This is a genomic window from uncultured Arthrobacter sp., from assembly GCF_964021775.1.
Classification (GTDB): Bacteria; Actinomycetota; Actinomycetes; order Actinomycetales; family Micrococcaceae; genus Arthrobacter.
Window position 1 is genome coordinate 1 of the sequence record NZ_CAXHZI010000027.1, and the last position, 19,130, is coordinate 19,130.

13 protein-coding genes are annotated in these 19,130 nt (G+C 67.9%); 10 read left to right on the plus strand and 3 right to left on the minus strand.

The annotated features are described in order from the left end of the window. Positions 1-186 precede the first annotated feature (186 nt). Positions 187-690, minus strand: coding sequence for a DUF2231 domain-containing protein (locus tag ABIN76_RS16070; protein WP_346960677.1), 504 nt, complete (start codon positions 688-690; stop codon positions 187-189). 89 nt (positions 691-779) lie between these two features. Here ABIN76_RS16070 and ABIN76_RS16075 point away from each other — a divergent pair, with 89 nt between their 5' ends. The 8 genes from ABIN76_RS16075 (at position 780) to ABIN76_RS16110 (ending at position 11,917) form a co-directional block, all read left to right on the plus strand. Continuing rightward, the gene (locus ABIN76_RS16075; RefSeq protein WP_346960678.1) at positions 780-1,298 is read left to right on the plus strand and encodes a gamma carbonic anhydrase family protein; all 519 of its coding nucleotides are present in this window, start codon (positions 780-782) and stop codon (positions 1,296-1,298) included. Positions 1,299-1,540: 242 nt separating this feature from the next. Next, positions 1,541-2,731 carry an ROK family transcriptional regulator gene (locus tag ABIN76_RS16080; protein ID WP_346960679.1) on the plus strand — a complete coding sequence of 397 codons (1,191 nt, stop codon included), beginning with the start codon at positions 1,541-1,543 and terminating at the stop codon, positions 2,729-2,731. Positions 2,732-2,861: 130 nt separating this feature from the next. Then, on the plus strand, positions 2,862-4,418 hold the full coding sequence (mmsA, locus tag ABIN76_RS16085) for a multiple monosaccharide ABC transporter ATP-binding protein (protein WP_346960680.1): 1,557 nt from the start codon (positions 2,862-2,864) through the stop codon (positions 4,416-4,418). Positions 4,419-4,463: 45 nt separating this feature from the next. Next, positions 4,464-5,732 (plus strand): multiple monosaccharide ABC transporter permease, encoded by a 1,269-nt coding sequence (mmsB, locus tag ABIN76_RS16090; protein ID WP_346960681.1) that lies wholly within the window; start codon positions 4,464-4,466, stop codon positions 5,730-5,732. Between the two features lie 63 nt (positions 5,733-5,795). Then, the gene (locus ABIN76_RS16095; RefSeq protein ID WP_346960682.1) at positions 5,796-6,896 is read left to right on the plus strand and encodes a sugar-binding protein; all 1,101 of its coding nucleotides are present in this window, start codon (positions 5,796-5,798) and stop codon (positions 6,894-6,896) included. Positions 6,897-7,034: 138 nt separating this feature from the next. After that, positions 7,035-8,105: a Gfo/Idh/MocA family oxidoreductase gene (locus tag ABIN76_RS16100; protein WP_346960683.1), complete on the plus strand. Its 1,071-nt coding sequence runs from the start codon at positions 7,035-7,037 to the stop codon at positions 8,103-8,105. Positions 8,106-10,058: 1,953 nt separating this feature from the next. Beyond that, positions 10,059-11,381: a serine/threonine-protein kinase gene (locus ABIN76_RS16105; RefSeq protein WP_346960704.1), complete on the plus strand. Its 1,323-nt coding sequence runs from the start codon at positions 10,059-10,061 to the stop codon at positions 11,379-11,381. Beyond that, entirely contained in the window at positions 11,378-11,917 is a 540-nt protein-coding gene (locus ABIN76_RS16110; RefSeq protein ID WP_346960684.1) for a mucin-associated surface protein, read from the plus strand. Before ABIN76_RS16105 ends, ABIN76_RS16110 begins: the two co-directional genes overlap by 4 nt. On the opposite strand, the gene ABIN76_RS16115 is transcribed toward ABIN76_RS16110, so the two are convergent. Then, entirely contained in the window at positions 11,914-14,127 is a 2,214-nt protein-coding gene (locus ABIN76_RS16115; RefSeq protein ID WP_346960685.1) for a catalase, read from the minus strand. The two genes, ABIN76_RS16110 and ABIN76_RS16115, sit on opposite strands and share 4 nt — an antisense overlap. 283 nt (positions 14,128-14,410) lie before the next feature. On the opposite strand from ABIN76_RS16115, the gene ABIN76_RS16120 reads away from it, so the two are divergent. Beyond that, on the plus strand, positions 14,411-15,013 hold the full coding sequence (locus tag ABIN76_RS16120) for an SRPBCC family protein (protein WP_346960686.1): 603 nt from the start codon (positions 14,411-14,413) through the stop codon (positions 15,011-15,013). 155 nt (positions 15,014-15,168) lie between these two features. Here ABIN76_RS16120 and ABIN76_RS16125 read toward each other — a convergent pair whose 3' ends face one another. Next, positions 15,169-17,388 carry an NADP-dependent isocitrate dehydrogenase gene (locus tag ABIN76_RS16125; protein ID WP_346960687.1) on the minus strand — a complete coding sequence of 740 codons (2,220 nt, stop codon included), beginning with the start codon at positions 17,386-17,388 and terminating at the stop codon, positions 15,169-15,171. Between the two features lie 270 nt (positions 17,389-17,658). On the opposite strand from ABIN76_RS16125, the gene ABIN76_RS16130 reads away from it, so the two are divergent. Then, on the plus strand, positions 17,659-18,633 hold the full coding sequence (locus ABIN76_RS16130; protein WP_346960688.1) for a hypothetical protein: 975 nt from the start codon (positions 17,659-17,661) through the stop codon (positions 18,631-18,633). The last annotated feature ends 497 nt before the right edge of the window (positions 18,634-19,130 follow it).

Consider the following 19,130-nt stretch of genomic DNA (forward strand, 5'->3'; position numbering starts at 1 on the left):
CTCCCTCACATCAGGGCGGCTTTCCCCCAACCCTCCCTCACATCAGGGCGGCTTTCCCCAACCCTCCCTCACGTGTGGCGGGAGCGTTCCGTCAATAGCCGCCGAACCTGCGGGAGCGTCCCGTCAATAGCCGCCGAACCTGCGGGAGCGTCCCGTCAATAGCCGCCAAACCTGCGGGAGGGTCTGTCAGGGGCGCTGGACGCTGCGCATGTAACCGCCCAGGAATCCCCCCACCACCAACAGGATGGCGCCCGCCCGGGCCAGGCCAATGCCCAGCCGGTGGCGGTCCTTACGCCGGGCGCGCCAGGATGCCAAGAAGATCAGCGTCGCGGTGAAATTTGCGACGGCGTGGACGACTCCGACGCGCCGCGTGGCAGGATCGGCCCGCGCCCACTCGGCCCAGCCGCTGAGCCCGGTCGGCGCCGCCGCGAGGACGCCGAGGCCCACCAGCCTGCGCGCGGCGCGGCGGCTGCCCTCGTCCGGAAACAGGTCCAGGAACATCGCCATGAACCAGGCCCCGAAGGGCACGTCGGTGAGGATTGTATGCGGCGGGATGCCGGTGGCGTCGCCGTGGAAGAAGCGCCGGAGCCGCGGGTCGGCAATCAGCCGGGCGGCCAGCGGCTCTGCGGTCCGGACGGCCGGATCGAGCACCTCGGCATCCTCCAACCGTTTCATCAACTGCAGGAACATGACTGCCTCCTGGGGGTGTGCGTCGGGATGGCCCCGATCCTACTCAGCGCCGCCCGGCCCGCAAGGGTCCAGTGTCCTAGGCTGGAGGCATGAGCCCCGTATACGCTTTCGCCGGCAACACCCCGGCCGTCCACGAATCCGCCTTCGTTGCCCCGAGCGCCTCGGTGATCGGCAAGGCCACCCTGGCAGAGAACTCCAGCGCCTTCTACGGCGTCTGCGTCCGCGCCGACACCGCCACGATCACCGTGGGCGCCGGGACCAACCTGCAGGACAACGTCGTGCTGCACGCGGACCCTGATTTCCCCTGCACCATCGGCGCCCGGGTCAGCGTGGGCCACGGCGCGGTGGTGCACGGCTGCACGGTCGAGGACGACTGCCTGATCGGTATGAGTGCCACCATCCTCAACGGCGCGGTGATCGGCGCCGGCTCGCTCGTGGCCGCCGGCGCCGTGGTCCTGGAGGGCACCGTGGTGCCGCCCCGCTCGCTTGTCGCCGGGGTGCCGGCGAAGGTCCGCCGCGAACTGAGCGATGAGGAGTTCGACAGCGTCAAGCACAACGCCGCGCATTACCAGGACCTCGCGCGCGCGCACCGCGAGCTGCACGCCTGACCAGCCCCACCGCTGCACCCGCCCCTCCCCAACCGCCGCACCCAGAGGCCGAACGTACACTTGGGGCCCCAAACCGGGCGGTTTCGTGGGCCCCAAGTGTACGTTCGCGCCGGGGTGCGGGGCCGGCGGGGGCCGCAAGTGTACGTTCGCGCTTCCCGGGCGGGTGGACCGGAGGAGACACGGCTCCGGGCCGTTGCGTTAACTTCTTGACTACAAGGCCCCGATGGGGCACTCTTCATTGCATGCCCTCACCAACGCGCTCAACGAGGAGCCGCACTAAAAACCCCGGGTCGCAATCCGCCCTTCGGCATCTGAACCAGCAGCGGATCATCGAATGCCTGCTGGCCGGGCCCTCCACCCAGGCGGAGCTGGCCCGGCAGACCGGCCTCTCGACGGCCACGGTCTCGAACATCGTCAAGATCATGCAGGACGCCGGGCTGGCGTCCACCGAGCCGATCACCAGCTCCGGCCGCCGTGCCCTGAACGTCCGACTCAACAGCAACGGCGCCGTCGCCGTCGGCATCGACTTCGGCCGCCGCCACCTGCGGGTGGTCCTGGCCTCGCTGAGCTACCACGTCGTCGCCGAGGAATCGGTCCTGCTGCCACTGGGCCACCACGCCGAGGAAGGCATCACGGCCGCCGTGGGGGTGCTGGACCGGCTGCTGGCCAGCAGCGGCGTGGAACGCAGCGCCCTGGTGGGCGCCGGCGTCGGGATCCCGGGCCCCATAGACCGCCGTACCGGCACTGTGGCGCAAGGCGCCATCCTGCCCGAATGGGTGGGCATCAACATCCTCGAACGGCTCGAAGACGCGCTGGATCTCCCGGTTTTCGTCGACAACGACGCCAACCTCGGCGCCCTGTCCGAGGTGACCTGGGGCCCGCACACCGGCATCAGCAACCTGCTCTTTTTGAAGATCGGCTCGGGCATCGGCGCCGGGCTAATCCTGAACGGAATGCCGTACTACGGCAACGTCGGCATCACCGGCGAAATCGGCCACGCCACCATCCACGAGCACGGCCTGGTCTGCCGCTGCGGCAACCGCGGCTGCCTGGAAACGATCGCCTCGACCACCACCATGATCGAGCTCCTGGGCCGCGGCGAGGACAAGCCGCTGACCCCCGAGGACATTGTGCGCAAGGCCCTCGCCCGGGACTCGGCAACGCTCCGCGTTGTGGACGACGCCGGGCTCGCCGTCGGCCGCGCGCTGGGGAACGTCGCCAACCTGATCAACCCCGAGGTGATCGTGGTGGGAGGTCCGCTGGCAGGGCTCGGCGAGGTGCTGCTGGACCCGATCCGGCGCGGCCTGGTGCGGCACGCGGTGCCCGTGATCGGCGAAACCACCACCCTGACGATGTCGTCGCTCGGCGACCGTGCCGAGGCCTTGGGCGCCACGGCCCTGGTCTTCCAACACGCAGGAATCCGGCGAAACTAAAGCAGCCGTTACCAGGCCGTTGCGTTAAAGACTTGACGACAACGGCGTGATCCAGTTTACTTTTCCATCAGACGGCCCTGCGGTTTGCAGGGGCGGACAACGAAGTCATGCATTGGAGGCGTAAGGGCAGATGACGTCCCTCAACACGCACAGCGATCCGATAATTCTCGAGATGCGCTCCATCACCAAAGAGTTCCCCGGCGTTAAAGCATTGGCCGAGGTGAACCTGCGGGTGAAGGCCGGCGAGATCCACGCCATCTGCGGTGAAAACGGCGCAGGAAAATCCACCCTCATGAAGGTCCTCTCGGGCGTTTACCCCTACGGCAGCTACACCGGCGACATCGTCTACCAAAGCGAAGTCCAGCAGTTCAAGGACATCCGGGCGAGCGAGCACGCCGGCATCGTGATCATCCACCAGGAGCTGGCGCTCATCCCCGAGCTGTCCATCATGGAAAACATCTTCCTGGGCAACGAGCCCACCCGGCGCGGCGTGATCGATTGGGCCGAGGCACGGATCCGCTCCACCGAACTGCTCGCCCGGGTCGGCCTCCGCGAGGACCCGGACACCCCGGTCAAGGAAATCGGCGTCGGCAAGCAGCAGCTGGTCGAGATCGCCAAGGCGCTGAACAAGAAGGTCAAGCTCCTCATCCTCGACGAGCCCACCGCGGCGCTGAACGAATCCGACTCCCAGCACCTACTGGATCTGATCCTGGGCCTGAAGGGCCGCGGCATCACCTCGATCATCATTTCGCACAAGCTCAACGAGATCGAGCAGATCGCCGATTCCATCACGATCATCCGCGACGGCAAGTCGATCGAGACCCTCGACGTCAAGGCCGACGGCGTCGACGAGGACCGCATCATCAAGGGCATGGTGGGCCGGACCCTGGAATCCCGCTTCCCGGAGCACGAGCCCAAGATCGGCGAGACGTTCTTCGAGGTCAAGAACTGGAACGTGGGGCACCCGCAGATCCAGGACCGCCTGGTCTGCAAAAACTCCAACTTCTTCGTCCGCCGCGGCGAGATCGTCGGCTTCGCCGGCCTGATGGGCGCCGGGCGCACCGAGCTCGCCCGGTCCCTCTTCGGCCGTTCCTACGGCCGCTTCATCTCCGGCCAGGTCTACAAAGACGGCAAGGAACTGCACCTGAAGACCGTCAAGCAGGCCATCGACGCCGGCCTCGGCTACGTCACCGAGGACCGCAAGTCCCTGGGCCTGAACCTGCTGGACGACATCAAGGCCACCACGGTCTCGGCGGCGCTGAAGAAAATCAGCAAGCACAACGTCGTCGACGCCGACAAGGAATTCACCGTCGCCGAGCAGTACCGCAAGTCGCTGCGCACCAAGACGCCGTCCGTGGAGGAAGGCGTCGCCAAGTTGTCCGGCGGCAACCAGCAGAAGGTGGTGCTGGCCAAGTGGATGTTCACCGACCCGGACCTGCTGATCCTGGACGAGCCGACCCGCGGCATCGACGTCGGCGCCAAGTACGAGATTTACGGGATCATCCAGCAACTGGCCAACCAGGGCAAGGGCGTGATCGTGATCTCCTCGGAGCTCCCCGAACTACTGGGACTCTCCGACCGCATCTACACCATCTTCGAAGGCGCCATCACCGGCGTGCTGAACAAAGACGAAGCCAGCCAGGAAAGCCTCATGAAACTCATGACTTCCGCCCGCAAGACCGCCTGACACTCTGGACCATCCAGAACATTCCGGACAACAAGGACTGACAAAATGAACGCGCTCAAGAAGCTCTTTGGCGGCAATACCCGCCAATTCGGCATGATCTTCGCCCTGGTTGCACTGATCGTCTTCTTCCAGATCGCCACCGGGGGCAACACCCTCACCCCGGGCAACGTGATCAACCTCTTCAACGGCAACTCCTACATCCTGATCCTCGCGATCGGCATGGTGCTGGTGATCATCGCCGGCCACATCGACCTCTCGGTCGGATCGGTCGCGGCGTTCGTCGGCGTCAGCGTCGCCCTGATGATCCAGGACTGGGGCATCCCGTGGTACCTCGGCATCCTGTTCGGCCTGCTGCTCGGCGCCCTGATCGGCGCTTGGCAGGGCTTCTGGACCGCCTACGTCGGTATCCCGGCCTTCATCGTCACGCTGGCCGGCATGCTGCTCTTCCGCGGCTTCAACCAGTTCGTCGGCAAGTCCAACACCATCCCGGTCCCCGCCGACTTCCAGTACATCGGTTCCGGCTACCTGCCTGAATTCGGGCCCGTCACCGGCTACAACAACCTGACCCTGCTGCTGGGGCTGGCCGGTGTGGCGTTCGTCGTCGTCAGCGAGATCCGCTCCCGCCGGAAGGCCAAGGCCCTGGGCGCCGAGGTACCCGAAGCCTGGGTGACCGTCACCAAGCTCGTCCTGATCTGCGGCGCCATCCTCTATGCGACGTACCTGTTCGCGACCGGCCGCCCGGGCACCTCGTTCCCGATCCCGGGCCTGATCCTGGCCGTCCTGGTCCTGGTCTACGGCTTCATCTCCTCCAAGACCATCGTCGGCCGCCACGTCTACGCCGTCGGCGGCAACCGCCACGCGGCCGAGCTGTCCGGCGTGCAGTCCAAGAAGGTCAACTTCCTGGTCATGATGAACATGTCCATCCTGGCCGGCCTGGCCGGCATGATCTTCGTCGGCCGCTCCACGGCCTCGGGCCCGTTCGACGGCGTGGGCTGGGAACTTGACGCCATCGCCGCCGTCTTCATCGGCGGCGCCGCGGTAACCGGCGGCGTCGGCACCGTGATCGGCTCGATCGTCGGTGGCCTCGTGATGGCTGTGCTGAACAACGGCCTGCAGCTGCTCGGCGTCGGCGCCGACCTGACCCAGATCATCAAGGGCCTCGTGCTCCTGATCGCCGTCGCCTTCGACGTCTACAACAAGTCCCAGGGCAAGCGGTCGATCATCGGCATGATGATGAAGAACTTCGGCCGCGGCAACGAGATCAAGCCCGACGAGACCACTTCCACCAAAGAGGTCATTGCCAAGGAAGCCTGATCGGTTTCCCGGCTCCCGAACCCCTGATTCTCCGAACACCATCTATAGAAAGTGAACCAAGCAATGCAAATGATTGGTAAAGCAGGAAAGGCAGCAGCGATCGCTGCTATTGCGGCACTGGCGCTGACAGCCTGCGGCCGTTCCGACAGCGGAACTTCCGGTGGCGCGAGCGGCGGCGGCGAGGCGTTCCCCAAGGACTCCTCGATCGGCGTCGCACTCCCCCAGAAGACCAGCGAAAACTGGGTGCTGGCTGAGAAGCTGTTCAACGACGGCCTCAAGGGTGCCGGGTTCAAGGCTGATGTGCAGTTCGCCAACGGCGGCGTCTCGGAACAGCAGAACCAGATCAGCGCCATGGTCACCAAGGGTGCCAAGGTCATCATCGTGGGTGCCATCGACGGCGCCCAGCTGGGCACCCAGCTCAAGCAGGCCAAGGACGCCGGCGCGACCATCATCGCGTACGACCGTCTGCTCCTGAACACCCCCAACGTGGACTACTACGTGGCGTACGACAACTTCAAGGTCGGCGAGCTGCAGGGCCAGGCCCTGCTGGACGGCATGAAGGCCAAGAAGCCCGAAGGCCCGTACAACATCGAACTCTTCGCCGGTTCCCCCGATGACGCCAACGCGAAGGTCTTCTTCGACGGCGCCATGAAGGTGCTCCAGCCGAAGATCGACGACGGCACCCTCGTGGTGAAGTCCGGCCAGAAGTCCTTCAACCAGGCCGTTACCCAGGGCTGGAAGGCAGAGAACGCGCAGCGTCGTGCCGACACCCTGCTGAACAGCAACTACGCCAGCGCTGCGCTGGACGGCGTGCTGTCCCCGAACGACACGCTGGCCCGCGCGGTCCTGACCTCGGTCAAGGCCGCCGGCAAGCCGCTGCCGATCATCACCGGCCAGGACTCCGAAGTTGAGTCCGTGAAGTCGATCATGGCCGGTGAGCAGTACTCCACCATCAACAAGGACACCCGCAAGCTCGTCGAGCACGCGATCACCATGGTCAAGGACATCCAGGCCGGCAAGAAGCCTGAGATCAACGATGACAAGTCCTACAACAACAAGGTCAAGACCGTCCCGGCCTACCTGCTGGAGCCGGTCATCGTGACCAAGGAAAACGTCAAGACGGCCTACGTCGACGATCCGGTACTCGGACCGATCACCAAGTAGCCTGACGCTCCAACACCTGGGCCCCGGACCTCCCTGCAAGGGAGGGCCGGGGCCCTTTTGTGTCCCACCCCGCATCCCTCCCGCAGCTCACGCCACCAAAACCGCAGCCCTCCCGCAGACGGGTGAGAGGATGGCACCATGACTGCCCCCATCGCCAAGCCCTGGCTCTCCAGCCAACCCGACCAGGATCCGCGGACCGCCACCGGAGCCAGGCTGCGGTGGGGCGTGATCGCCACCGGCGGGATCGCCGCCGCCGTGACCCGGGACCTGGAGCTGCTCTCCGACGCCGAGCTCTACGCGGTGAGCTCGCGCAGCCAGGCCGCGGCCGAGGCGTTCGCGGCCGACTACGGCTTCGCCAGGGCCTACGGCGACCAGGACGGCGTGGCCGGCTACGAACGGCTGCTCGCCAACGACGCCGTCGACGTCGTCTATGTCGCCACTCCGCACGCCCACCATCACGAAATCGCCCTGGCGGCGCTGCAGGCGGGCAAGCATGTCCTGTGCGAGAAAGCCCTCACGGTCAATTCGCGGGAGGCCGCCGAACTCGTCGAGCTGGCACGGGACCAGGGCCTGTTCCTGATGGAAGCCATGTGGAGCCGGTTCCTGCCCAGCATGCAGCGCGCTTTCGAGATTGCCGCTTCGGGCGAAATCGGCGAGGTCAAGTGGGTGGGGGCCGACCTGGGTTTCCCGGCCCCGTACTCCCCCACCTCCCGGCTCTGGGCACCCAGGGACGGCGGCGGCGCCCTGCTGGACATCACCATCTACCCGCTGCTGTGGGCGCTGGGCACGCTGGGGTTCCCGCAGACGGTCAGTGCCACCGGCTGGATCAACGACGACGGCGTGGACGCCCAGAACGCGCTGACCCTGGGCTACCACCACGGTGCCCAGGCTCAGCTGACGTCCTCGCTTCTGGCCCACGGTCCGCGCGCCGCCACCGTTGCCGGCAGCCAAGGCTTCCTGCAGAGCCTGGGGTCCGTCAACAACCCCAAGGAACTGGTGGTGCGGGTCGGCTTCGAGGAGCCGCGCACCGAGCAGTTCAGTGTGGTGGGGCGCGGCTACAGCTACGAACTCCGCGAGGTGACCCGCTGCATCCAGCAGGGGCTCACCGAGAGCCCGGTCATGCCGCTGGAGGACTCCCTGAACACCATGCGGTTGTTCGACGGCGTCCGCGCGCAGCTCGGGGTGAGCTACCCGAACGACGTGCGTTGACCGCTAAAACCCGGGTCCCTCCGCTCCAATTCGCGCCGCGCTATGGACTCGCCCTGGCCCCGGGACTTACGCTGTAGACCAATCGTCGATAGCTTTCGGGGAGGTGTGTTGCGCATGGAATTTGCCGCAAGCCCTCCCCGTCCACACCCTCTCCCGGTTCGCCGCTATCTGCAGCGGGGGCTCCTGGCGGTGGGGGCCGGGCTGACCTGGCTGGCACTGTCTGCGGCCCCGGCCAACGCCGGGGAGCTCACGGTTTCCAGCGCGGTTCCGGTGCCTGGCTCGGCCGTCGCGACCATGATCCAGTTGCCGAAATCCGATGATCCGCTGGCGCCCAGCCCGGTGGCCCAGCCGCCGGACGGCACGTCCCAGCCAGCGGTGAGCCCTGCCCCTGATCCTGTTCCGGCGCCCGCTGCTGATCCTGTTCCTGCCCCTGTTGCTCCTGTTGCTGCCGAGCCTGTTTCTTCCCCGGTGGCGCCCCTTACTCCAGTGACCCCGGACCCGTTGCCGCTGCTGCCGGTCGCGCAGGTGGATCCGGTCCCGCAGGTTGTTGAGCCCCCGGTCCCGGGTTCCCCTGCTTCGGAGCCGGTGGCCGTGCCACCTGCCGCGCAGCAGGAGCCGGTCCCGCAGGTTGTTGAGCCGCCGGCCACCGTTCCTCCCGCACCGGAGCCGGCGTCAGAGCCTGCCCCCGGCCCCGGGCCCGTCCCGATCGGCGACCCTCCGCCGCCAGCCGTTGATCCCGCCGTTCCGGTGACGAGTCCCGATACGGACCTAGACGCCTTGCCCGGCACCGAACCCGGCACCCAGCCTGCTCCCGGGCCAACGCTTCCGGCGGGTGACCCCGTCCCCGGTACGGTGCCGCCGACGCCGTCGCCCGCGGTGGTGCCACCCGTCCCCAGCCCCGTGGCCAGCCCTGGGACCAGTCCCATTGCCGCCCCTAACGCTCCGGCGACTGCTCCGGCACCGCGCGTCCAGCCAGGGAGCAGCGTCGTGGCTGCCTCCCCGGCTCCTCCTGCGAAGGCGCTCAGTGCTGACGCCGGAGGACAGCCGCAGCGCTTTGCCGGCATGAATGTTCAGCCCGCAGCGCTCCCCGGCGCGCTTGCCTTCCTTGCCCTGCCGGAACAGGGGGGCCCGCTGAGTCCGCCCGTTGACCTGGCCACCGGCGGAAACCGCCCTCCGGCCCACCCCCGTTCCTCGGGCGACGGCGCCCCTGCGGCGCCGACCGGCAACGACGACGGGCCCCGCCCGTACGGCGGCGGTCCCGGCCTGCCGGCACCGAACGCCCTTCCTGCGGCACCCGGGTCAGCTTCCGGCAGCGGGTCCGCGTCCGCCGGGCCCTCCGGCGCTGCCGCGCTGACCCCCAGCGCGTTCTTCCTCATTCCGCCGGTGGGCACCGATCCCATCAGCGGCCCGTTACAGCACGTCCATCCGGCTGATTCCGCCGATCCCGGGTCATCTCCTGACTAGTCGGGCCGTTCTCTGCCATTTTCCTGCGCAGAGCACGGTCCTTCGGGTTGCCATGTGCACCCGCCACCAGTCATTCAGGAGCTTTCCCCATGGACACCACCGTCCGCGTCCGGCCAACCGCCACCCCCACCCCCGCTAGGCGCACCGTCTCAGTGCCCCTGGCGGCGGGCCCGGCGGCCGTAAGCCGCGCGTTCCTGCCGCAGCACCCCACCCCCGCGATAGCCCCGGCCGCGGGACGCCCGCCCTAACCGCGGGCGCTCCCGTCCAGGTCCATGACCGCCGGAGCGAAGTCGTTGGGTCCGCTGGGGGATTCAACGGCTCCGCGGGCTCCGGCGGGTACCGATTCCTCCCCGTGAAAGGTGGTACCGCCACCACAGATGACCGTGATGAGAGTTGGGTGCTCCATTGCACCCGGTGCCGGAACCCGATACCCGCACCCGTATTATTCTTTAGGGACGCCACCGGGGCGCCAGGAAAAAGACGGGGAATATCGTGGACGCTTCACCCAGTAAGGTCACGACCGAGATCCTCGGCGGCCGCTACCGTCTGGGCGATGTGATCGGCCGGGGCGGTATGGCGTCCGTTTACTCGGCCCGGGACGAGAACCTGGGCCGGGAGGTCGCGCTCAAGCTGTTCGCGCCGCAGTCCGCGGATGCCGACGAACTTAAACGCCAGCAGGCCGAGATCGAGCTGCTGGCCACGCTCAACCATCCGAGCCTGGTCACGCTCTTTGATGCGGGCACTGACACCCGGGTCCCGGACGAGCCCAGGCCGTTCCTGACCATGGAGTTGGTGGACGGCCAGGACCTGCGGAGCCGGATACGGCACAGCCCGGTCCCGTTCGACGAGCTGGCCGTCATCGGCGCGGGCCTCGCCGACGCCCTGGCGTACGTCCACTCGCTCGGCATCATCCACCGCGACATCAAGCCGGCCAACGTCCTGCTGGTGCAGGTCCGTCCCGGCGAACCGCTGCGGCCAAAACTGACCGACTTCGGCATCGCCCGGATTGTGGACGGGACCAGGCTCACCGCCACTGGCACGATGGTGGGAACCGCGGCGTATCTCAGTCCCGAGCAGGCGCGCGGCGCGGACATGGGTCCGGCGAGCGACATCTACTCGTTGGGCCTGGTGCTGCTCGAATGCATTAAGGGTTCCGTGGAGTACCCCGGCAGCGCCGTCGAGTCGGCAGTGGCCCGGCTGCACCGGGCCCCTGTGGTGCCGGACGGCGTTCCGGCCGAATGGGCGCAGCTGATCCGGGCCATGACGGCGTTGGACCCCTTGGACCGGCCCGCCGCGGCAGACCTGGAAGTTGCCCTGCGCCAGGCTCTGGTGTCGCCTGACTCACTGCCGGGCCTTCTGGCCGAGGAGCGGACCCGGGTGTTGCCTGCCCCGCCCGCCAGGCCGCCGCTCTCGGCGGCCGCCGCGGGGGTGACCGCACCGGTGAATCCCCCGGACGCCCTCTCCCACCCCGCGCAGGACACGGCTCAGGACACGGCTCAGGACACCGCTCAGGAGCCGGCGCAAACCGCGGCTTCAGGAGCCGGCACGCCGGGCCGGCGCGCCGTGACGCCGCGCGCCGCCAGCCGACGGGAGCGCCGCACAGGCGTCCTGTCCCGTACGGCCGCCGGATTCCTGCGGTCCCGCCGCCGCACCAAGGCCGCCGTGATCCTGGTCCTCGTGGCCCTCCTGGCGGCGGTCGGCGCCGCCTTCTTGCTGGCCGCGCCGAAGCCGCCCGCCGTCGTGCCCTACCCAGCCGTCACCGGCAACCTGGGTGAGCACCTGAAGCAACTGCAGAAGAGCGTAGAACCATGAGCAACATTAACCGGCGTCGCACTTTTGCCGTAGCCGGCCCCCTGGTGGCGGCGGCCCTGATCGCTGGCTCGCTGTCCGGATGCGCCGGTCCAGCTCCCGATTTGGAGAGTGCCGCGGCCCAACAGCTCCAGTCCCAGGTGCTGGCCGTCACCGAAGCGGCCGCCACCGAGGACACCGCGGGCGCGCTGAAACTGCTGGATGAACTGGCGGCCAAGCTCGACACGGCCGCCGCGGACGGGCAGGTGTCCTTCAAACGCCACCAAAGCATCACGGCCGCCATCAATGCCGTCCGCGCCGACCTCACCGCCAAGCAAGCGGCGGCTGCCAAGGCCGCGCGGGATGCCGCCGCGGCGAAGCAGGCCGCCGCCGACAAGGCCGCTGCGGCAGCCAAGGCCGCAGCCGACGCCAAGGCGGCCGCCGCAGCCGCGGCCGCCGCGGCTGCGGTGGTGCCCGCACCCGCTCCCGCCCCGGCACCCGTGAACAACGCGCCGGGCGGAAAAGCTAAGGGCAAGGACAAAGGCAAGGGCGGAGGCTAGGCGCCCACGGCCGGGAACCGGTCCCAGGCCCGGTGCGCCGCCAGCAGCTCAGTGAGCTGTGGCACCACATCCGCGGGCGCCTCCCCCAGTGCCAGCCCGGCGGCATCCTGCGGGATGCTCGCCGCGTCCAGGACGCCGCCGGCTTCTCCCCAGCCGCCGATTGCCTTGGAGTGCCGGAACAGTTCGGCGAGGAGCAGCACCAGCCTTGGGTCGACGGCGGCGCCCGGCTCGCCCGCCTTGGCGTCCCGGCCCGCCGCCGCGTCCTTTGCCGGCGCACCCGAGCCCGCCAGCAGTACGGCGTCGAACTCGGTGGAGCGCGCGGTGAAGTAACTGCGCTGGACCGGGATCCCGCCGTCGGGCCCGCCCAGGAACCCGCCGGACGGCGCGATCACCAGCGGCACGATGCCGGCGGCATTCAACGCCTCCCGGGCCGCCTGGACGGAGTCGAGGTCGCTGTCCGCGTCCGCGACGATCCCGACCACCCGGCCTGCCACCGGCCAGCTGCCACCCAGCTGCGAAACGGCCGGGCTCGGCGCCGTGTCCGGGACCTCTTCGCTGGCTGCGGGGGCGTCCATTCCCAGGCCCGCGGCCACCGCCGCGCACAGGCCGGCGTCGATGTTCGCGAGCGCCAGCAGCTGCCGCTCACGGATCGCCTGCTCGCGGCATTTGCCCAGTTCAAAGGTGTACGCCTGGATCACGTGGTCCTGCTCCACCGGTGTCAGGCTGCGGAAGAAGAGGCGGGCTTGGCTGTAGTGGTCGTCGAAGGAGGCCGGCGACTTCCGTTCCTTCACGGCTGCCGCGAGTTCTTCAGGCACATCGATGAAGGCGCCGACGTCGGCCCCGGCCAGGAAGGGGCAGCCGCCGTCCAGGGAGTTCGGGTGGTAAGGGGCGGCCCCGCCGTGGACCGCCGTCTGGTGCATCCCGTCGCGCAGCATGTCGTTGACCGGTGCGTGCGGGCGGTTGATCGGCAGCTGGCTGAAGTTGGGCCCGCCCAGCCGGCTGATCTGCGTGTCGATGTAGGAGAAGAGGCGCACCTGCAGCAGCGGGTCGTTCGTCACGTCGATACCCGGCACGAGGTGGCCGGGGTGGAAGGCGACCTGCTCGGTCTCGGCGAAGTAGTTCACCGGGTTGGCGTTGAGGGTCATCAGGCCGATCGGCTGCACCGGGGCGAGCTCCTCGGGGATGAACTTAGTGGGGTCCAGCAGGTCGATGCCCTCGAAGAACTCCTCCTCGGTGTCCGGGAAGACCTGCACGCCCAGTTCCCACTCCGGGAAGGCCCCCGCCTCAATGGCATCGGCAAGGTCCCGCCGGTGGAAGTCCGGGTCCATGCCGTTGATGAGCTGCGCTTCCTCCCAGACGAGCGAGTGGACGCCCTGCTTGGGCTTCCAGTGGAATTTCACCAGGCTGGTCTTGCCCTCGGCGTTGACGAAACGGAACGTGTGAACGCCGAAGCCCTCCATGGTGCGGAAGGAGCGCGGCAGGGCACGGTCGGACATGTTCCACATGGTGTGCGCCTGCGCCTCGGTGTGCAGCGAGACGAAATCCCAGAAGGTGTCGTGCGCGCTCTGGGCCTGCGGGATTTCCCGGTCCGGATGGGGTTTGCCGGCGTGGATGATGTCCGGGAACTTGATGCCGTCCTGGATGAAGAACACCGGGATGTTGTTCCCGACGAGGTCGAACGTGCCTTCGTCGGTATAGAACTTCGTGGCGAAGCCGCGGGTGTCCCGGACCGTGTCCGCGGAGCCCCGCGAGCCGAGCACCGTGGAGAAACGGACGAAGACCGGGGTCTCGACGTCCTTGGCCAGGAAGCCGGCGCGGCTGATCTTGGCGGCCGTGCCGTAGGAGCGGAAGATGCCGTGGGCGCCGGCCCCGCGGGCGTGGACCACCCGCTCCGGAATGCGTTCGTGGTCGAAGTGGGTGATCTTTTCGCGCAGGTGGTGGTCCTGAAGCAGCACGGGGCCGCGGCGGCCGGCTTTCAGCGAGTGGTCCGTGTCGCCGAGCCGGAGCCCCTGCGCGGTGGTCAGGTAGGGACCGGACTGGGCGCGCGAATGGACCGGGGCGCCGGTGGGGGTGCCCGTCGGGGACACGGCTTCGGGTCCTTGCTGGTCCGGTTTGGGCGGCAACGGTTCGCGGGGCGTGGTGGGTTCCTTCACGGCCGGCGGCTCAGCCGAGGCGGCGCCCGGAATGTTGATGTTGTTCTCGTCGCGCATGGGATTGCTCCTCGGGGTTGGCTGTCTTGGCCCGGCCGTCCGGGGCAAACGGCACCCCCGGGGCAGAAGCTAAGCTTGCTTAGCACCCTAGGTGAGATACTGGCGGCTGACAACCGCTGTCCGGCGACTTTCCCTCTCCGGGAGATCCGGCTAGCTTGGTCAGTCAGGCCGGAAACGGCCTGACGTTTTCGAAAGCAGTCTCCGACCACTCGTACCACCTTGTACCGTCCGTTGACACGAGGCGCAGGCAGCAGACCTGCCAGCCGAAGGAGTGAAAGCAAGCATGGCAACAGTCCAGGAATCCATCGCGGTGAACGTCCCCCTGAGCCAGGCCTACAACCAGTGGACCCAGTTCGAGGATTTTCCGCAGTTCATGAGCGGCGTCGACGCTGTCCGGCAGCTCGATGACACCACCGTCCATTTCGAGACCAGCATCGGCGGGGTCAAACGCGACTACGACGCCCGGATCACCAGCCAGGACCCGGACCGGCAGGTGTCCTGGGAAAGCCTGGACAGTCCCCGCAACGCGGGCACCGTGCGCTTCGCCGAGCTCGGGCCGGCGGAGACCAGGGTCGACGTCGAACTCAGCTGGGAGCCCGACTCCGCCACCGAGAAAATCGGCGCAGCGGTTGGACTGGACTCCCGGCAGGTGGGGGCGGACCTGCAGCGATTCAAGAAGTTCATCGAGGGCCGCGATTTCGAGACCGGCGCGTGGCGCGAGCGGGTGAACAACGGGGAAGCGGTCGTCCAGCCCGGCGGCCTGACGCCGGTCACCGACCCGGACTACGACGTGCTGGGCACCGGCGCGCCGCTGGACGCGGACCCGGATCTGGCCACCGAACCGGCCAGTGAGGCAGGCGGCGACCGCAGGATCTCCGACCGCTAGGCACAGAGCCGGCGGCCAGACAGTTGCCTGGCCGCTAGGCACAGAGCCGGCCGCGGCGGACGACGGCGGCGGCGCGCACCGCCGTCGTCGTCCGGCAGCACTTAAACGCGAACGGCGCACCGGGAACTCCCGGTGCGCCGTTCGCGTGGTGCGGGCTAGCCCAGCAGGGACAGCACTTCGCTGAACTTGGCCGAGGGCCGCATCACGGCGGAGACCTTGGCGTCGTCCGGACGGTAGTAGCCGCCGATGTCCACCGGGGAACCCTGGACGGACAGCAGTTCGCCGACGATGGTCTCCTCGTTGGAGGCCAGGGCGTCGGAGACTGCGGCGAAGGCCGCAGCCAGCTCGGCGTCCTCGCTCTGGCGGGCCAGCTCGTCGGCCCAGAACTTGGCCAGGTAGAAGTGGCTGCCGCGGTTGTCCAGCTCGCCGGCCTTGCGCTTCGGGGACTTGTTCTCCAGCAGGAACGTGCCGGTGGCACGGTCCAGGGTGTCCGCGAGGACCTGCGCGCGGGCGTTGCCGGTGGAGGTCGCCAGGTGCTCGAAGCTCACGGCGAGGGCCAGGAATTCGCCCAGGCTGTCCCAGCGCAGGTGGTTTTCCTTGAGCAGCTGCTGGACGTGCTTCGGGGCGGAGCCGCCGGCGCCGGTCTCGAACAGGCCGCCGCCGTTGATCAGCGGAACGATCGAGAGCATCTTGGCGCTGGTGCCGAGCTCGAGGATCGGGAAGAGGTCCGTGAGGTAGTCGCGGAGCACGTTGCCGGTGACCGAGATGGTGTCCTCGCCCTTGCGCAGGCGGGCCAGGGTGAAGGCCGTGGCCTCGTCCGGCGCCATGATTTCCAGCTGCAGTCCCTCGGTGTCGTGGTCCTTGAGGTATTCCTCGACCTTGGCGATCATCCGGGCGTCGTGCGCGCGGCCCTTGTCCAGCCAGAACACGGCCGGGGTGGCTGAGGCGCGGGCGCGGGTGACGGCGAGCTTGACCCAGTCGCGGATCGGCACGTCCTTGGTCTGGCAGGCGCGCCAGATGTCACCCGGGGCGACCTGGTGTTCGATCAGTACGGTGCCGGCGTCGTCGACCACCTGTACGGTGCCGGCGGACTGGATCTCGAAGGTCTTGTCGTGGCTGCCGTATTCCTCGGCGGCCTGGGCCATCAGGCCGACGTTCGGGACGGTGCCCATGGTGGTCGGGTCGAAGGCGCCGTTGGCACGGCAGTCGTCGATGACGACCTGGTAGATCCCGGCGTAGCTGCTGTCCGGCAGGACGGCGAGGGTGTCGGCTTCCTGGCCGTCGCGGCCCCACATGTGGCCGGAGCTGCGGATCATGGCCGGCATCGAGGCATCGACAATGACGTCGGAGGGCACGTGCAGGTTGGTGATGCCCTTGTCCGAGTCGACCATGGCCAGCTCGGGGCCCTCGTTGAGGCCCTTCTGGATGGCCGCCTCGACGTCGCCGCGGATCTCCTCCGGGAGGTCCTCAAGGCCGTTCAGGATGGAGGCGAGGCCGTTGTTGGGGCTCAGGCCGGCCGCGGCGATCTGCTCGCCGTAAGTGGCGAAGAGCTCGGAGAAGTAGGCCTTGACGACGTGGCCGAAGATGATCGGGTCCGAGACCTTCATCATGGTGGCCTTCAGGTGGGCGGAGAAGAGCACGCCCTCTTTCTTGGCCCGGGCGACCTGGGCCTTCAGGAACTCGTCGAGCGCGGCGGCACGCATGACGGTGCCGTCGATGACTTCGCCGGCAAGCACGGGGAATGCGCGCTTGAGGACCTTGACCGTGCCGTCTTCCTTGACCAGCTGGATCTTGAGGTTGGTGTCCGCCTCGATCACCACGGACTTCTCGTTGGAGCGGAAGTCATCGGCATCCATGTGGGCGACGTTGGTCTTGGACTCCGCGGTCCAGGCGCCCATGGTGTGCGGGTTCTTGCGGGCGTAGTTCTTAACCGAGAGGGGCGCGCGGCGGTCGGAGTTGCCTTCGCGCAACACCGGGTTCACGGCGGAGCCCTTGATCTTGTCATAGCGGGAGCGGATGTCCGTCTCCTCGTCCGAGGCGGGGTTGTCCGGGTAGTCCGGCAGGGCGTAGCCCTGGCCCTGGAGCTCGGCGATGGCGGCCTTCAGCTGCGGCACGGAGGCGCTGATGTTGGGCAGCTTGATGATGTTGGCTTCGGGCTTTTTGGCGAGCTCGCCCAGTTCGGCCAGGGCGTCGCTGACGCGCTGCTCTTCGGTGAGGTAGTCGCCGAAGACGGCGATGATGCGGCCGGCTAGCGAAATGTCGCGGGTCTCCACTTCCACACCGGCCGTCGACGCGAACGCCTCGACAATCGGCAAGAACGAATAGGTGGCCAGCATCGGCGCTTCGTCGGTGTGGGTATAGATAATCTTGGCCATTGCTCGGGCGTCTCCCTGAAAGTCTGCGGATATCCGGAAATCTTGTGTTATCTCAACGGCTCTAACTTACCCGAGGTGGTCGGATTGGTGCCTATCCGGGACGGGCGGGGTCGGCCCCGTGACGCCGGGCTCCGCCCCAAGGGTGCGGAAATCTTTCGTGACAAATGTTGACAAATCGCTTTACTCACTCGTCACGCTGGCGTAGCTTCTATCCCATCACAGCGGTCCGCCCCGGCTGGCCGTCCCGCATTCCTCCCGGTTAGGACACCCATGAGAACACCCAAGACTCTGGCCACCAGCCTCCTCAGCCTCTCCGCCGCGGCCCTACTGGCCGTCAGCGCGGCCGGTGCGGCCACTGCGTCGCCCGCTGCGGCGCAGGACAAGAGGGCCCCGCAGGTGACCAGCCAGTCCGTCGACGGCTCAAAGGCCGCCGACTACTGGACGCCCGACCGCATGAAGTCCGCAATCCCGGGCGACGTGCTGGCGGACAGGGCCCTGGCCCGCGGCAACAAGTCCCCCGCGGCCACCGTGGAGAAGGGCTCGAGCACCCAGATCTCCGGCAAGGCCGCCAGGGGCAAGACCACCCTGCACGCTTCCGAATCACCGGTGTCCAACATCGGCAAGGTGTTCTTCACGATGGGCGGCAGCAACTACGTCTGCTCCGGCAACTCGGTGAGCTCCAGCAATAAGAGCACCGTCTCCACCGCCGGTCACTGCGTCAACGAAGGCCCGGGGGCGTTCGCCACCAACTTCGTCTTCGTACCGGCCTACCTCAACGGCGCCGCGCCCTACGGCAAGTGGGCCGCCAATGCCCTCTACACCCCCACCCAGTGGAGCTCGGCCGGCGACATGCAGTACGACACCGGGTTCGCCGTCGTTGACCCGCTGAACGGGAAGAACCTGTCCGACGTCGTCGGTGCTTCCGGCGTCCAGTTCAACGCCGCCCGCGGCCTCACCTACAAGTCCTACGGCTACCCGGCCGCGTCCCCGTTCGACGGGCAGTCGCTGATCAGCTGCACCGGGCCGGCCTCGGACGATCCGAACAACCCGCAGTTCAACTCCCAGGGCATCCCCTGCGACATGACCGGCGGTTCCTCGGGCGGTCCCTGGTTCATCGGCACCAACTCCTCCGGTTACCAGAACTCCATCAACAGCTACGGCTACGGCACCCGCTCCACCGTGATGTACGGGCCGTACTGGGGCTCGGTGATCCAGCAGGCGTACAGCACCGCCGCAGCTTCCTAAGAACCTCATCCCCCGACGAAACCCCACCCAAGAAAGGAACAGGGCAACGCGGGGTCATTTGCCACCCATCCCCCTCGACAGGGCGGCAAGTGACCCCGCGTCGCTGTGTGCGCAGCCGGGTGCGGTGCCGCCGCGTTGCCTCCCCGGGACATGCCCTCCGTACGTGGCAGTCAGCGGACATAATCCCCATATGCCCACCTGTGGCCGCTAAGAATGAGCAAGTCGCACAAGCCCCTCCGACGCATCCCCCGCACCCAGGATGGACATGCCCTCCGGCAGGTGCCAGCCAGCGGACATAATCCCCATATGCCCACCCCTGGCCGCGAAGAATGAGCATGTCCCTCTGGGCCTGGGACATATGCCCACCCCTGGCCGCGAAGAATGAGCATGTCCCGCGGAACCCCTGCACCGGACCGGTTCCGCAGCCCGAAACGGCCCCACGGCATCACAAAAAATGGACATGCCCTCCCGGAAAAGGAGGGCATGTCCACTCTTGG

Bases quoted from the DNA above. Each gene is read 5' to 3' on its own strand.
- ABIN76_RS16110 (WP_346960684.1), top strand. From the start codon at position 11,378: ATGAGCAACATTAACCGGCGTCGCACTTTTGCCGTAGCCGGCCCCCTG.
- ABIN76_RS16080 (WP_346960679.1), top strand. From the start codon at position 1,541: ATGCCCTCACCAACGCGCTCAACGAGGAGCCGCACTAAAAACCCCGGG.
- ABIN76_RS16070 (WP_346960677.1), bottom strand. From the start codon at position 690: ATGTTCCTGCAGTTGATGAAACGGTTGGAGGATGCCGAGGTGCTCGAT.
- mmsB (WP_346960681.1), top strand. From the start codon at position 4,464: ATGAACGCGCTCAAGAAGCTCTTTGGCGGCAATACCCGCCAATTCGGC.
- ABIN76_RS16100 (WP_346960683.1), top strand. From the start codon at position 7,035: ATGACTGCCCCCATCGCCAAGCCCTGGCTCTCCAGCCAACCCGACCAG.
- ABIN76_RS16115 (WP_346960685.1), bottom strand. From the start codon at position 14,127: ATGCGCGACGAGAACAACATCAACATTCCGGGCGCCGCCTCGGCTGAG.
- ABIN76_RS16120 (WP_346960686.1), top strand. From the start codon at position 14,411: ATGGCAACAGTCCAGGAATCCATCGCGGTGAACGTCCCCCTGAGCCAG.
- ABIN76_RS16125 (WP_346960687.1), bottom strand. From the start codon at position 17,388: ATGGCCAAGATTATCTATACCCACACCGACGAAGCGCCGATGCTGGCC.
- ABIN76_RS16095 (WP_346960682.1), top strand. From the start codon at position 5,796: ATGCAAATGATTGGTAAAGCAGGAAAGGCAGCAGCGATCGCTGCTATT.
- ABIN76_RS16130 (WP_346960688.1), top strand. From the start codon at position 17,659: ATGAGAACACCCAAGACTCTGGCCACCAGCCTCCTCAGCCTCTCCGCC.
- ABIN76_RS16075 (WP_346960678.1), top strand. From the start codon at position 780: ATGAGCCCCGTATACGCTTTCGCCGGCAACACCCCGGCCGTCCACGAA.
- mmsA (WP_346960680.1), top strand. From the start codon at position 2,862: ATGACGTCCCTCAACACGCACAGCGATCCGATAATTCTCGAGATGCGC.